At 45.9% G+C, this 14,501-nt stretch carries 11 protein-coding genes; 6 read left to right on the forward strand and 5 right to left on the reverse strand.

The genetic code is table 11. From position 1 onward, the window contains the following. Window positions 1-19 precede the first annotated feature (19 nt). Entirely contained in the window at window positions 20-190 is a 171-nt protein-coding gene (locus NDI34_RS01215; protein ID WP_190439813.1) for a hypothetical protein, read from the reverse strand. Between the two features lie 132 nt (window positions 191-322). Here NDI34_RS01215 and NDI34_RS01220 point away from each other — a divergent pair, with 132 nt between their 5' ends. The 5 genes from NDI34_RS01220 (at window position 323) to NDI34_RS01240 (ending at window position 9,694) form a co-directional block, all read left to right on the forward strand. Beyond that, a complete protein-coding gene (locus NDI34_RS01220; protein ID WP_190412793.1) occupies window positions 323-823 on the forward strand; it encodes a bifunctional nuclease family protein in 501 nt (166 codons plus the stop codon). A gap of 101 nt (window positions 824-924) precedes the next feature. Next, window positions 925-2,052: an aldo/keto reductase gene (locus NDI34_RS01225; RefSeq protein ID WP_190536205.1), complete on the forward strand. Its 1,128-nt coding sequence runs from the start codon at window positions 925-927 to the stop codon at window positions 2,050-2,052. Between the two features lie 316 nt (window positions 2,053-2,368). Continuing rightward, window positions 2,369-6,601 carry a PAS domain S-box protein gene (locus tag NDI34_RS01230; protein WP_348231602.1) on the forward strand — a complete coding sequence of 1,411 codons (4,233 nt, stop codon included), beginning with the start codon at window positions 2,369-2,371 and terminating at the stop codon, window positions 6,599-6,601. Between the two features lie 519 nt (window positions 6,602-7,120). Continuing rightward, window positions 7,121-8,920, forward strand: a complete 1,800-nt coding sequence (locus NDI34_RS01235) for an EAL domain-containing protein (protein WP_348231603.1) — start codon at window positions 7,121-7,123, stop codon at window positions 8,918-8,920. Window positions 8,921-9,019: 99 nt separating this feature from the next. Further along, complete coding sequence (locus tag NDI34_RS01240) at window positions 9,020-9,694, forward strand: hypothetical protein (RefSeq protein WP_242033978.1); 675 nt, start codon at window positions 9,020-9,022, stop codon at window positions 9,692-9,694. On the opposite strand, the gene NDI34_RS01245 is transcribed toward NDI34_RS01240, so the two are convergent. Both NDI34_RS01245 and NDI34_RS01250 read right to left on the reverse strand, forming a co-directional pair. Continuing rightward, window positions 9,642-10,796 carry an extracellular solute-binding protein gene (locus NDI34_RS01245; RefSeq protein ID WP_190536208.1) on the reverse strand — a complete coding sequence of 385 codons (1,155 nt, stop codon included), beginning with the start codon at window positions 10,794-10,796 and terminating at the stop codon, window positions 9,642-9,644. The two genes, NDI34_RS01240 and NDI34_RS01245, sit on opposite strands and share 53 nt — an antisense overlap. 49 nt (window positions 10,797-10,845) lie before the next feature. Further along, window positions 10,846-11,481 carry a phycobiliprotein lyase gene (locus NDI34_RS01250; RefSeq protein ID WP_190412788.1) on the reverse strand — a complete coding sequence of 212 codons (636 nt, stop codon included), beginning with the start codon at window positions 11,479-11,481 and terminating at the stop codon, window positions 10,846-10,848. 490 nt (window positions 11,482-11,971) lie between these two features. Between NDI34_RS01250 and NDI34_RS01255 the strand changes: the two genes are divergently transcribed. Next, complete coding sequence (locus NDI34_RS01255) at window positions 11,972-12,349, forward strand: hypothetical protein (RefSeq protein ID WP_190412895.1); 378 nt, start codon at window positions 11,972-11,974, stop codon at window positions 12,347-12,349. 92 nt (window positions 12,350-12,441) lie between these two features. On the opposite strand, the gene cobT is transcribed toward NDI34_RS01255, so the two are convergent. Next, complete coding sequence (gene cobT / locus NDI34_RS01260) at window positions 12,442-13,557, reverse strand: nicotinate mononucleotide-dependent phosphoribosyltransferase CobT (protein WP_348231604.1); 1,116 nt, start codon at window positions 13,555-13,557, stop codon at window positions 12,442-12,444. Window positions 13,558-13,648: 91 nt separating this feature from the next. Beyond that, complete coding sequence (locus tag NDI34_RS01265; RefSeq protein ID WP_190412786.1) at window positions 13,649-14,404, reverse strand: DUF2232 domain-containing protein; 756 nt, start codon at window positions 14,402-14,404, stop codon at window positions 13,649-13,651. Window positions 14,405-14,501: the final 97 nt, after the last annotated feature.

Consider the following 14,501-nt stretch of genomic DNA (forward strand, 5'->3'; position numbering starts at 1 on the left):
ACCGAAAAACAACTTGCTTTTAGATGTAATTAATCGGATTTCGACCTACTGATAACTGATAGCGAACAACCAGCGAAGGGATGAAGGCAATCGGTCTATATTTTTTAGTAAAATCTCCAGCGAATCGTTCTAAGACTGAGGCATACTGGGAGATACAGCTTTGTTGATCCCAACTTAACCAAGTCTTCATAGCTGGTTGTACCTTCGCTTGGTAAGGTGATTAGAACCGCAAGCGTGTTTGTTAAACCCCACTACCTCCAGTACCAGTTTATAGCTTTGCTTTATCCCCCCCGACGCCTACCGTGTTCTAGAGGCCAAGCTGATGATTGAAATGAAAGTCGCTGGAATTGCATTAGATGCCGTGACGCGCAGCCCGATTGTGTTGCTCAAAGATGCCTCGGAGCGACGAGCCTTGCCAATTTATATTGGGCAAGATCAGGCAAAGGCAATTATCAGCGCTTTGGAAAAACAAACCCCTCCCCGTCCCCTGACTCATGACCTCCTGGTGAATATCCTGGACGTTTGGAATATGACCTTAGAGCGGATCATTATTCACTCGCTTCAGGACAATACCTTTTATGCGATCTTGAGTGTCCGGCAGGGTGAGGTAAAAAAGGAGATTGATGCTCGGCCTAGTGATGCGATCGCGATCGCCATCCGCACTGGCAGCCCCATTTGGGTAATGGAAGAAGTCATTGCTGATGCTTCTATCCCTGTCGATCGCGATGCCGATGAGGCAGAACGCCGAGCCTTCCGTGATTTTGTATCGAAGCTTCGACCGGAAGATTTGATCCAGCGAGGAGGCTCCAGCACGGAATCATAGCACACCAAGGGCAAACGTAAAAAGGCAAAAGCCAAAAGCAAGAAAATGAACTTTTTACTTGGGCGATCGCGGCTGTCTCTTGCTCTTTCTTTTTACTTTTTATGCGTTATCGGCGGTTTGGAAAAACAAATTTACCGCTTTCAGTGTTTTCTTGCGGGACGATGCGCTGTCTGGCTTCCTTTGAAGATGCCTACCAGACGGTGCATCAAGCCGTTGCTTGTGGAATTAATCACTTAGAAACCGCGAGGGGTTACGGCAAAAGCGAAGAATATCTCGGTGCCGCTTTAGCCGCAGGATTGCCCCAGTCGCGAGAACAGCTTTATATCACTACCAAACTTCCCCCAAGCAGTGACGCCGATACGATGCGTCGGTGGATTGATGAGTCGCTCTTGAACTTACAGACTGATTTTGTGGATTGTCTGGCGATTCATGGCCTTAACACCAGGGAACATTTAAACTGGGTGCAAGCGGATGGAGGCTGTATGCAGGCGGTGCAGGAAGCCGTAGCAGATGGCAGAGTTCGACACGTTGGCTTCTCTACCCACGGACCGCTGGATGTGATTCTAGCGGCGATTAACACCAATTTATTTGAATTCGTCAACCTGCATTATTATTACTTTTTCCAGCGCCATGCCCCGGCGGTTGAGTTAGCCAACCAAAAGGATATGGGAATTTTTATTATTTCACCAGCGGATAAGGGGGGGCTACTCTACACGCCACCGGAAACGCTTCAACATCTGTGCCATCCCTTTTCACCCCTAGAACTAAATTATCGGTTTCTGTTGAGCGATCGCCGCGTTACCACCCTCAGTGTTGGCCCAGCGAACCCCAGCGAATTGACGGAATGTTTGGCGGTTGCTGAGCGCGATGAACCGCTAAAACCGGAGGAAATTGAAGTTTTCGACCGCTTACAAGCTCATTTAGGAGTAATTTCTCCAGATTTATGTAGTCAATGCTACGCTTGTTTGCCCTGTCCAGAAAACATCAATATTCCAGAAATATTGCGCCTGCGTAATTTAGCGGTTGCTTATGACATGACAGCGTATGGTCAATACCGCTACCGAATGTTTGAAAATGCCGGTCACTGGTTTCCGGGGATGAAAGGCGATCGCTGCACTGACTGTGGTGACTGTCTGCCCCGATGCCCTCAACATTTAGACATTCCAGCGCTTTTGCGTGATTCTCACCAGCGTCTGAATGGGCAACCTAGGCGTCGGCTTTGGGAATAATCGTAACGGTAGTTGCGTAAAGATAGTTGCGTGAACAGATTTTAAGGCAACCAGGATGTAGGGACAGGGTATTTGTGCCCTTGCCTGATGCTGTTATCACTCCGACGATGAACAGTATCTTTAGCTTATTGGTTTAAGTTTTACACCTATCTAAAGATATATACTTGTTAAGATGTTTAGTGATCTGGATTACCGACACATTGATTTATGTAAAATAGCTTAAAAAAGAATTTTGCTAATCCATTGGTTAAGGTTGGTTTAAAGTTTGACTTTGAGAAGGTGGGCTTTGAATATTCCATAACTATATTTGGTAGTCATGAAAAATCAGCTTACCTCTACAGAAAATCTAGTTCGCAGAATTGTATCTATTTATATATTAATTAGCATTATTTATATTGTTTCTGGGAATGAAATACTTAATTTACTGAGCAAGAATTTAGCGTTTTTAATCCAGTTAGAGACGTTGAAAGAGGGGGGATTTATTCTATCTATTAGCGGGTTGTTGTATGTTCTAATTCGTGCTGGCTTACAATTGCAACAATCCGAGCATAATTATCGCCGTATCTTTGAGAACACCGTTGAGGGAATTTATCAAGTTACGGACGATGGACGCTATATGAATGCAAATCCAGCACTAGCACGCATTTATGGCTACAACTCACCAAATGAACTTACTGGCAATCTTCATTGGCACGCAAGCAATTTGGAGTTGTACCAATTACTCCAAAAAACTGATGCCGTAACGGGATTTGAATCTCAGGTTAATCGCCCCGACGGCAGTTGCATTTGGATTTCTTCTAATGCCCGTGCTGTGCGCGATCGCAGTGGCAAACTACTTTACTACGAAGGCACCGTTGAAGACATTACCAGCCGTAGGCAAACAGAGCAAGCACTGTTCGACAGTAAGGAACAATATCGCGTTATCTCAGAACTGACCTCTGATACCTATTGCGTAACAGTTGCCCCTGACGGTCAAATGACAACCGAATGGGTGTCAGAGACCTTTTTGCGAGTGAGCGGTTACACGTTCGCGGAAATTATCACTCTTGATGGCTGGCGGCGGCTTATTCATCCCGACGACTGGTTAAAAGTTCAGCAAAATTTTCTCAACCTAGTTTCTGGTCACTCTGAGATTAGCGAACACCGGATTGTGACCCGTAGCGGTGAAGTTCGATGGTTACGAAATTATGCGCGATCGCAATGGGATGAGCAAAAACAAAGAGTTATTCGGATTTTGGGGGCATTGCAAGATATCACAGACTGCAAAGCCGCTGAAGCGTTACTTCAGCGAAGTGCTGGCGAGATTAATCAAATTTTTAATATGCTGCCCAGTTTTGTCTGGAAGTTCTGCCCTGCGACCACCCAGTTTATCTATGCCAGCGATATTCTAACCGAACTCAGTGGCATTTCTACACAGGCATTTTTTGAGAATTATCAAGTTTGGGACGAGCGAGTCGATTTAGGGCATGAATCCCAAGAAGCAATTCGGATAGCTTGGGAAGCAATTACCAAAGGCGAACCCTATCAGGTTGTTTATCTTTTTCACACTCTTCATAGAGGCGATCGCTGGTTTGAAATTACAGCCAGACCTGCCATAGAGGATGGCGTTCTCTATTACTACGGCAGTACCGCAGATATCAGCGAAAGGCAGCGGCAGACGATGTTATGCAAGCAGGCAGAAACAGCCTTACGGCAGGCAAATGAGGCGTTAGAAATCCGAGTCCAAGAGCGTACCGTTGAGCTAGAAGATGTTGTCCAGGCACTCCAAGCAGAGATTGCCGAACGCAAGCTCGCTCAAGAAACCTTAAAGCATTATCAATTGCTATCGGAACATGCCCGTGACATTGTTTTGTTTATTGGGAATCAAGGGCAAATTATCGAAGCGAATCAGGCGGCAATTCAGGCATACGGTTACGAACGCGAAGAGATTGTTGCCTTAAACATTCAGGACTTGCGAGATCCTCCAACTCATACAGCGATCGCTCAACAACTGGAGCAAGCAGAACAGCGAGGCATCTTATTTACTACCACTCACCGCCGCAAAGATGGCAGCACTTTTCCAGTGGAAGTCAGTTCCCAAAGCTGGGTAATTGACAATCAAAGAGTTTTATTAAGTATTATTCGGGATATCAGCGAAAGCCTCCGGCACGTCACGCTACGCAAACTGGCAGAGGAGGCATTGCAAAAAAGCGAGGAACGGTTCCGCAATTTGCTGGAAACTACCAGCGATTGGGTATGGGAGGTAGATGAGAATGCTGTTTACATTTACACAAGTCCCAAAGTGCGCGACATCTTAGGTTACGAACCTGAAGAAGTTTTGGGAAAAACGCCCTTTGACTTAATGCCGCCGGAAGAAGCCTTCCGGATTGCGAACACTTTTGGGCCAATTGCTGCCCAAGCAATACCATTCTCTTGCCTAGAAAATATCAACATTCACAAAAACGGTCATCGAGTTGTTCTAGAAACCAGTGGCGTCCCAGTTTTTGATAGCTCTGGGAAATTTTGTGGCTATCGCGGTATAGATCGGGACATTACCGAACGCAAACAATCTGAAGAAGCTCTGAGGGAAAGTGAAGAGCGATTCCGAACAATTTTTGAAAGAGAAGCGATGGGTGTCGTCCTGACCACTTTAGAGGGGCGGCTTTTGGCAAGTAATCCCAAGTTTCGGGAAATTTTAGGTTATAGCGAACAAGAACTACAAGGGATGCTTTTCAGTGAGTTGGCGCATCCAGATGACGCCATGCAAGACCGGGAACTTTACCAAGAGTTAATGGCTGGAAAGCAGGATTCTTACCATTTGGAAAAGCGCTATATCTGCAAGGATGGTCATGTGGCTTGGGGCTACTTGACCGTTTCTTTGATTCGCAGTCCCGGCGGTGCCCCTCAATTTAGCACTGCCACCATTCAAGACATTACCGAACGCAAGCAGATAGAAGCAGCGCTACGGGAATCGGAAGAGCGTTTCCGCCAATTAGCGAAAAATATTCCGCAAGTTTTCTGGATGACGACTCCCGATGAGAAACAAATGCTCTATATCAGTCCCCCTTACGAGCATGTATGGGGGCAAACTTGCGAAAGCCTTTATCAGCAGCCTGAATCTTGGCTGGATTCTATTTATCCAGAAGATCGGCAGTCGGTGATAGATGGGCTTGAAAAACGCCAACAAGAAGTGGACGACTACGAATATCGGATTATCCGCCCGGATGGGACGATTCGCTGGATACGCGATCGCTCCTTTCCAGTTCGGGACGAGACAGGGCAAGTCTATCGAATTGCCGGAATTGCAGAAGATATTAGCGATCGCAAGCGAACGGAGGAGGAGGTTTATTTTCTGCAAACCATGACCCAAGCTATTTTTGAGTCTCCAGACTTTCACTCAGCGCTATTCGTAGCACTCCAGAAAGTGTGTGAAGCCACTGGCTGGGATTTTGGGGAAGCCTGGATTCCACAATCCGACAACAGCGTTCTCGAATGCAGTCGAGGTTGGTATAGCCGTGCCACTTGTCTAGAGGAATTCCGGCAAGGAGGCGAGAACTTGACCTTTGCACCAGGGATTGGGTTACCCGGTCGTGTCTGGGTCTCAAAACAACCAGAGTGGCAACGAGATGTTTCCGGTGAGTCGCATCAAGTTTATTTCAGGGTAAATTTGGCAATGAAAATTGGATTAAAAGCCGCTTTAGGAATTCCAATTATTGCTGATGATACTGTTTTGGCTGTCCTTGTGTTTTATATGTTTGAATCTTGCGAACAAGACGAACGACTCATCGAACTGATTTCCGCTTCAACTGAATTGGGATTATTCATGCAGCGCAAGCGAGCAGAAGAAGAAATTCGCAATGCTTTGGAAAAAGAAAAGGAACTGCACGAACTAAAATCCCGTTTTGTTTCTATGACTTCTCACGAATTTCGTACCCCGTTATCGACTATTTTGTTTTCGGCTGGATTGCTTGAAAATTACGGCTTTAAATGGACAGAAGAGAAGAAAAGGATTCATCTGCATCGAATTAAAACTGCTGTTCAACGGATGGACGGGATGTTAGATGAAGTGTTGCTTATTGGCAAAAATGAAGCTGGCAAGACAGAGTTTAACCCTGCCGCGATAGAGCTAGAAACATTCTGCCAAGACCTTGTAGCAGAAATGGAACTAACAGCAGGCGATCGCCATTCCCTAATTTTCTCAAGTCAGGGAGAATGTCTCGCAGCTTGCATTGATGAAAAACTGCTGCGCCACATCCTCAGCAATTTACTCTCAAATGCTATCAAATATACCCCAGGGGGGGGTATTATAAAATGCGAACTTAGCTGCCACAATGGGGAAGCTATCTTCCAAATTAAAGATCGAGGAATTGGCATTCCTCCACAAGATCGGCAACGATTGTTTGAAACCTTCCATAGAGCTTCTAATGTTGGCAATATTCCTGGAACTGGCTTAGGATTAGCGATTATTAAAAACTTTGTAGACTTACACAAAGGCAAAATCACCGTAGAAAGTGAAGTCGGAGTGGGTACAACCTTTACGATTAAGTTACCGTTGAGCGGGGATTGTTAAGCTTCAGGGGCTAGTTTTAACCCGTTATAGCAAGGATTTTAATAACGGTATCTTTATATACCAAACTTGGAAAAAATCTTCCTCTACATTCTTTTCCTGTCTTCGCTGATTTTTTCATTCTAGGCGGCTTGACTGTTACCTAGGTTCGATTAATAAGGTTAGTTACTATAGGAAGGTAAGAACTTCTTATATTTATTTTTGATAAGCATTAAATATAAAATTTTGAATTCAATTAATTTACTTTCCCTTGCGAGTGAAATTATAATGAATTAATTGTCTAATATTTATGGATAACCCCATAGATATTGCTGGTAGATTTGGCTTTGAAAAAGTATAGAAATAGACTTTTATCCAGTGAGAGGGTGCATAATTTCACTTAAATAAATGTTATTACAGATTGATAAAATCTAAATTCAGGAAGCAGGACAACCTTTATAAATTAAATACTTTGCACAACATCGGGGAAATAAAAAGTTTGATTTTGTAAGAAAAACCATAAATTAAAGGAAATTTAGAGAAATGGCAAAAATTCTAGTTATTGAAGATGAAGAAGCAATCCGCGAAAACATATTAGAACTATTGGAGGCAGAAGAGTTCGAGGCGACAGGTGCAGAAAATGGTCTTGCTGGCGTACAGATAGCAAGAACGATTCGCCCAGATTTAATTATTTGCGATGTCATGATGCCCGATTTAGATGGTTTTGGTGTTTTGATGGCGCTGCGTCAAGATCCTGTCACCGCAACAATTCCCTTCATTTTTCTGACTGCCAAAGCTGAAAAAGCCGATTTGCGTCAAGCGATGGAATTAGGGGCAGACGACTATTTAACCAAGCCTTGTACGCCTGAGGAAATACTCAAAGCGATCGCTGCCCGACTCGAAAGACAAAGAGCCATTACTCAACCCTATACCTTAGCGCTCAGGCAAGCAGCAGAAAGACTCAATCACTTAGTTCATTACGATAGCGTGACAAACCTTCCCAATCGCTTGCTTTTGCGAGAGCGGTTTAATCAAGTTATCAGTAAGCGACAAGATGAACACAAAAGCGATTCCAAAACCCAGGAGAACGAATCGCCTCTTGCCTCTGCCCAGCAGCCACTCAACGTTCAACCTGTCCCGCTGCTGTTTCTAGGATTAGATCGGTTTCAACGGATTAGTGACACCTTGGGAAATCAAGGGAGTGACCGATTAATTAAACTAATTGTCGAACGAATCACCACCTGTCTCAGCCGACAGGACACGATTGCGCGATTGAATGTAGATCAATTTGCAATTATTCTGGCAACCTTAAGTCAAAGACAAACGGTTGCCAGTGTCGCCCAAGCGATTTTGTCATCGCTGAATGAACCCTTCTCCTTAGAAGACGGTCAAATCTTCCTCACTGCCAGCATTGGCATTACCTTCTATCCCAACGACGGGCAAGATTTAGACACCCTGATGAAGATGACAGCAGCGGCGATGTCCTACACCCAAAAGCTGGGAGGAAATCACTATCAGTTTTATGCGACGGACATCAAGGCTGATTATGGCGAAGCGCTGGTGCTAGAAGCGAGTCTGCGCCGTGCCTTAGAACAAAGTGAATTTCAAGTGTACTATCAGCCCCAAGTAAATCTCCAAACCGGAGAAATTAGCGGTGCAGAAGCCTTAGTGCGTTGGCAGCACCCGACGCGGGGGCTGGTTTCACCCGCTGAATTTATTCCTATGGCAGAAGAAACGGGTTTAATTGTCCCGCTTGGCGAGTGGGTATTGCAAACTGCCAGTGCCCAAACGCAAAAATGGCGAGACGCTGGATTTATATCGTTCCGCGTGTCAGTGAACTTGTCGGGGCGTCAATTTAGCCAAGCTGATTTAAGCCAGCGAATTGTCCGAGTATTGGAAACTACAGGTTTGAACCCAGATGCATTGGAATTAGAGCTGACTGAAAGTATCCTCGTGCAAAATGCTTCGATGGCGATCGCGACTTTAAATGAACTGAAACAGTTGGGGATTCATATCGCAATTGATGATTTCGGTACTGGCTATGCTTCCTTAAGCTATCTCAAACAATTTCCCTTCGATACTTTGAAAATTGACCGATGCTTTGTTCAGGATGTTACTAGCGATACCCAAAACCGAGCGATTATGACCGCTGTGATTCAACTCGCTCACAATCTGAATTTGAAAGTTACGGCTGAGGGGGTAGAAACTCGCGCTGAACTAGCTTTCTTAAGCCAGCAGCATTGCGATGCCATGCAAGGCTATCTATTTAGTCGTCCCGTACCCGCAGCAGAATTTGAAACCTTGTTAAGTGCCGGTAAACGGTTGCCGATGCAAGTTGTATGAATTAATCTACGTTTATTTACAAACCGTTCGCTGAATCAATCGCTGGAACCATTAGCAATTCTTACCAGACAATAACTGCATGAATTAGCGCGAGTAAACATGGAACCTCTACAGGAACCAACCAAATCTGGAGCGAAACTTAAACAATTTAGGCAGGCGTACACGGCAGATGACAATGCTGCGAGAAGTCAGATCCATCAAACAGGGAAAAAGATTGCTTCTTCCTTGCTGTTATCAGCTTTAGCAATTCTTACTTCGTGTCTTGTCCCTTTGTTAACGCAGGCACAAACACCACCCACACTGCTGCCTTCTCCCGAACCTTTAGACTTAAAACTACTCGATCCAGAGTCTCGCCCACCGAGAAGTCAAGTCATTAGAGCCGATAGTATGTCCCAAGCTAAACCAACGGTTCCCAGCCTTTGGTGGGCGGAGGAACAGTTTGGTGGCAAATTACTAGAGAACTGGCTAGCGTACCCGGATCGCCAGCGGGTGGATTTGGTTGTAAACCGACAACTCTGGAGCCTTCTGAACTATATAGGACGCTATAGCTTTGTCAACAGCTTTGGGACGGTTGCCAGAGATTATGGCTATAACACCAGGGTGTTTATTGCCAATCAACCACAAGAACCGCTAGCAACCTACACTTGTAATTTCAGTACCAATCCAGTCGTCTGCGATCTGGATATTGTCTCCTCTGGTCAAAATAGTCTGCGAGTTCGTTCTAAACCGTTGGGCGGATTTCCTGCCACAGGGAACGATACGCAAGCGCCGTAGACTGGGGAAGTGGAAACAGAAATTCACTCTTGTCCAGTATCTGAGTATCTGGCAGCAAGATGGAGTTCGTTTTTAAAAATTCAGGTAACTCTGCTGGGTTCATGCCAGCAACAATTGGTGAGGCGGCGCGGCTGAACAGAGAAATTTCCGTAGCCGGTTTGGATTCCCAACAAAAATTAATCCAATCTTGCAACAGAGGATTCGCCGCAGCACCAGCAGGTTGCACCCATAAGTCTGACCACAAGGCGGTTCCAGACACAGGAACCACCGCAGCAATGTTGCGATCGCGCTTCATCACCGACAATACATCTGTTGACCAACCCACCGCCAGCCAGGTGTCTCCTAGCAATAACGGTTGCAGATAGGTATCGGAACTATAAAATTTCACCTGCTGGTGCAACTTTTGCAGGGTATTTTTCAACTCAGGAATTCTGTCTATCCGTTCCGTGTTGTAAGAATGACCCAACCGTTTTAAGGTTAGACCAATCACTTCTCGCGGTTGATCTAAAAGTGAAATGCGATCGCGCAGTTCTTCTCGCCACAAATCTTGCCAATCCGTCGGTGTCCATCCCAAAGATTTGAATTTGTCGCGGCGATAGATAATTACTGTGCTTCCCCAGCGATAGGGCGCACCCCAAATTTTTCCAGCGGGGTCAGATTGACCTTGACTATTGCGTTTCACAAGTTCTTGCCATCGGATTGGCAATTGATTCCACCCTCCCGCCTGTGTGAGTTCGAGGGGTTGAATGAGTTTCTGCTCAATTGCCTGTGCTAACCAGAAATCTCCCAAAGTCACTAGATCGGCAATGACGGGTTTTTTCGGGGTAATCAGCGGTAAGTTCCGACCCCAGCCCTGGTTCGCTTTACCGGGATTATGCCAAGTTTCTAGACTCGCAAATAAATCTTTTAACTGTGTGGCTGGCGTAAAATCTAGAGTTGCCGATTGCTTGAGGCTCTGGCGAAATTTAGTTAACAGCTGAGCGGGAATGGAATTTTTCAGAAGTCTAACTCTTAGTGTGGGGTTTTGGGAATTTCCACACCCTGCAAGCATCTGACTCAAGGTCAGCGTTCCAGCACCCAGCAGAAAAGACCGTCTCTTCATAGTTGTAGCAACTAGCAATCCTTCTGATTAGCAATTCGCTATTCGCTGTTTATAGCGCTTGTCGGCGCTCGACACCAAAGCCGACCAAATCGATTACCGTTGGTTGTTCTCCGGGTTCGGGTCGTTGGTAAGTAATAATTGTTCTGAGCCGCGTATCCGGCGCTACAATCCGCATTTGATCGACCGCAACAGAACGTCGATAATAGGTGATCATTTCCAGCGTTTGGCGAGTGGGCTGATAGGTAAAGCGCCCCGCGATCGCTCCCGCTTCTGAGTATCCCTCATCCCGCAGATAAAAACCCTTAATCGCTTCCCCATCTACAACTTCCGCCACGATCGGTGGAGCGGGGATTTCGGCGGGCGATTCCCCAGGCACCACGTAGGCATCCGGCACAAATAAAGCCTTCAAACTCATGGATACTCGTTCGCCCGTTTCCGAGACGGTATCAAAGGCGATCGCAAACCCAGGACAGGCATTTTCTTCTTCGGTTGCTTGGGCAAGATTTACCTTTATGCCATTTGACGAAGAAAAGGACAAAATTTGCTGCTTTTGTTCCCATGTCAGGGCTTTTACCGAATATTCCGTATGAGAGCGTTCAATCTGACCACTAAGGACAGAATGATACATTCTTTCTGTTGTCCATACCCCGGTGCAAGCGGTAAAAAACTCTCTGATGCTGAGCATTTTTTCCAAAAAAGCAATATTTAACGCAAGTAAAAGGTGATTAGCTTGCTTGATTAACTTAACATACGTCCGTGTTCTTCGGTGCTGATAAAGGTTCTAGCCGTTGCTACAGTTTTTTGCACTGCGATCGCCGTTGCCATCTTCTTTATCTATTCGATAAGTATATTGGATAAGTATATTTTCTGTTCCTCCTTTTGATAGAGGAACTTCTTAGGGCTGAAAATCAAAATAAACGGAATATAGGGCTAGAATCGCGAAAATTTCCAATAAATCTTCAGAATTGAGAATTTAATATTTCTACATCATAAATCCTGCTAGAAAAACCGCTTTTCATGTTTATTCAGCCTTGATCTAAAAAGGCTCAATCGATCCCAACTCCAGCTTCATAAATTCATCTTGCTCAATAGTTAAATAATTTGTAAGTAAAACAGTTTTTTAACTATTTTTTTATAACATGAAAGAAATCAAGTTAACGCCTAGTGGGAATTGCATGGATTCACTTCAAAAGCAAGTCATCACTTTAAATCATAAAGTTGATGTCCTTTACGAAATGATTGACCAGTTGAGCGAAAAAGTCTCTGAAGCTTTGTCTAAAAGCAAAGCAGCGGCTATCCAAGGAGGTACACCCGCACCTTTAGGAGTCAGTAATAGCCGCTATGCCTATAAAAGCTACAGCAATCAGTCTCCAGTAATGGAGCACAAAGATGTCTTAGTTGATACAAACTCTGTAGATAGTAACTCTCATAGCAGCGAGAAAGATTTGTCACCGACCATTCAAATCCAACGGCTAACGGCACAGCTCACCGCTGCCTATAATCGCATTGCTGCTTTAGAAGAACAGTTACTCTCTCAGAGAATTCACTCTTAAACAATCGGCAGGCGGGATACAGCTAGAAGGCTTGCAGATAGAGAAGAAAGAATAAACACTGGCTTTATGCTTCACACTTCATATTTCGGACTTCAACAACGCTCGATTAACATTTCAATGGCTTGGAGTAATTGCTCCTGGTGCCAACCCTGAGTTAAATGAGCCGCGATCGCACATCCGCCCGCACCCATGCCTTCTTTAACGTATCCCTGCTCATAAGCCCGCAGTTGAGGATAACGAGAGGGCGCAAAACTCAGCCCAGTCCCCAATAAGGGGACTGGGCTAATTGTTTTTGCTAAGCCGACCGTATCACCAGTTGGATCTTCTGCCACCCAGCGAGTCGTTCCCACCACAACTTGTTCGGGTTCCCAAGATAGGGAATATTGACGCCCAAGCGCTTGCATCAAGGCATAGACAGCCAGCATTTGCGTTCCACCAGCCAGCATGACACCGCAAGTGCGACTTGCAGCGATCGCCATCCCCGCAACCGCAATTTGCATCGGATCGCCAATTGCCGCAACCAGATGTAAAGGGTCTTGTGTCAGATGAATGCTACCCTTATGTCCCTGAGCCTCTCTGCTCCTAAAGGCTTTCAGCCCAGCTTCCACCACCGCCCACTTTTGCGCGTGATTGCAGCTAGGATGGCTGCTGTTGACCTTACCGGCAGCGGGGACACCCAAGCCCGTTAAAATTGCCAAAGCCGTTGTCGTTCCCCCTACCACGCACTCTCCCAGAATTAAATATCCATCCGGGATACTTGCCGCTAGTTTTTGCCCCCAAATTAGTCCTTGTTCCCACAGATGTTTCACTGTCGCGAGAGGCAAAGCATTTCCGCCGCTGAGACACTGGGCAGGGGCACCTTCCAAATCAATGACTGGAACAGTTGGCGGCTGGGGCAATCCAGCATTGAATAAATAAACGGGAATACCAAGTGCTTCAACCACCGCGCGGGAGATTAGCACTGGAGAGGCACCCGCTTGCAGAGGAGGCAGAGGATATTGAGGCTGAGGCTGAGGGCCTTTATACAAAAATTCCGCATCTGCGATCGCTGTATATTGTCGATCCTCTGGCGTTGCTCCAGCTGCTGAAATACCGGGGATCAGGCCGGTGGCGGTAAAGCCCAAAATACAAGCAAACACCGATGGGCGTCCGCGATATCGCTGGAGCCATCGATGTCCCGGTTCTATCTGAGTGTAGACATGAATCATCGAGTTTTGGATTTTGGATTGAGGGTTGAGTCGTGGTGAGGCTCAAAGTAACAGGGAAAAGGCAAAAATTGTAACCTTTAACCTTTAACCCTCATTCTTCATAATCCAGCAGCACTTGCACCCAATGCGGGGGGCGAGGAATCGGGTTGCCCAAACGATCGAGTAGCAGCAAAGCCACCAAATGTACGACAAACAGATAGATAACGTTATTGAGAATAATCATGCCGAATGCGATCGCTTGAATCAAAGATAGACTCGGCTCTTGCAGTAGCCCGATCTTGACAAATACCCACTCTGCCAGTTCCGTCACCTGGCTAGTCATGTAAACCCAGAGGTCTTCTCCCAATAAAATCGACAGCAGCCAAAACCGAAAAAAGAATCCAAACGTACCAATAATTGTCCCCGTACCAATCGAGAACAGCCAGCTGCTCCTGCGCCGCCACAAAGCCCCCAGTTGGACACCCATGAGACCGTAGGGGATCAGAAACAGAATGCTGCGAGTTGGTCCCATTAGGACGGACAACAGCAACCCAGAAACCAACGCTGCCATCCAAGCCGCCCGGTGTCCCCATCGCAGGTATACAAGGGCAATCGGGATTGGGAAAAACATCCGCAGCAGCGGTCCCATTGGAAAGTAATAATTAATCAGCCAAATCAGGCTACAAGTACTAGCCAGAAAGGCAGTTTCCACCATGATCAGGGGAGCAACTGCTTTCACCTGGGGTTCGGAATAATTGTTCCCTTGGGCACTGGTTGCCGGGGGCGTTTCGCTTAGATTCGCCTCATCTTCGATTTTCTGAGAATTCCCCAGACCAGAAGCTTGACCGTCTTCAAAAGGATCGCTCATGCAGATTAAAAAACAAAGCCAGATCCTAAATTTAACCTCTATTCCCGTTTTGAGCCGAGCTTCAGCAGCTTTAGGAGAGAATTACAAGACCCATTAC

It is taken from the genome of Trichocoleus sp. DQ-U1 (genome assembly GCF_039961925.1).
Classification (GTDB): domain Bacteria; phylum Cyanobacteriota; class Cyanobacteriia; order Cyanobacteriales; family FACHB-T130; genus FACHB-T130.

Excerpts from the sequence above, each read along its gene's own strand:
- NDI34_RS01255 (WP_190412895.1), top strand. The coding sequence starts at position 11,972 with ATGGATTCACTTCAAAAGCAAGTCATCACTTTAAATCATAAAGTTGAT.
- NDI34_RS01250 (WP_190412788.1), bottom strand. The coding sequence starts at position 11,481 with ATGCTCAGCATCAGAGAGTTTTTTACCGCTTGCACCGGGGTATGGACA.
- NDI34_RS01240 (WP_242033978.1), top strand. The coding sequence starts at position 9,020 with ATGGAACCTCTACAGGAACCAACCAAATCTGGAGCGAAACTTAAACAA.
- NDI34_RS01245 (WP_190536208.1), bottom strand. The coding sequence starts at position 10,796 with ATGAAGAGACGGTCTTTTCTGCTGGGTGCTGGAACGCTGACCTTGAGT.
- NDI34_RS01235 (WP_348231603.1), top strand. The coding sequence starts at position 7,121 with ATGGCAAAAATTCTAGTTATTGAAGATGAAGAAGCAATCCGCGAAAAC.
- NDI34_RS01215 (WP_190439813.1), bottom strand. The coding sequence starts at position 190 with ATGAAGACTTGGTTAAGTTGGGATCAACAAAGCTGTATCTCCCAGTAT.
- NDI34_RS01230 (WP_348231602.1), top strand. The coding sequence starts at position 2,369 with ATGAAAAATCAGCTTACCTCTACAGAAAATCTAGTTCGCAGAATTGTA.
- NDI34_RS01265 (WP_190412786.1), bottom strand. The coding sequence starts at position 14,404 with ATGAGCGATCCTTTTGAAGACGGTCAAGCTTCTGGTCTGGGGAATTCT.
- NDI34_RS01225 (WP_190536205.1), top strand. The coding sequence starts at position 925 with ATGCGTTATCGGCGGTTTGGAAAAACAAATTTACCGCTTTCAGTGTTT.
- cobT (WP_348231604.1), bottom strand. The coding sequence starts at position 13,557 with ATGATTCATGTCTACACTCAGATAGAACCGGGACATCGATGGCTCCAG.
- NDI34_RS01220 (WP_190412793.1), top strand. The coding sequence starts at position 323 with ATGATTGAAATGAAAGTCGCTGGAATTGCATTAGATGCCGTGACGCGC.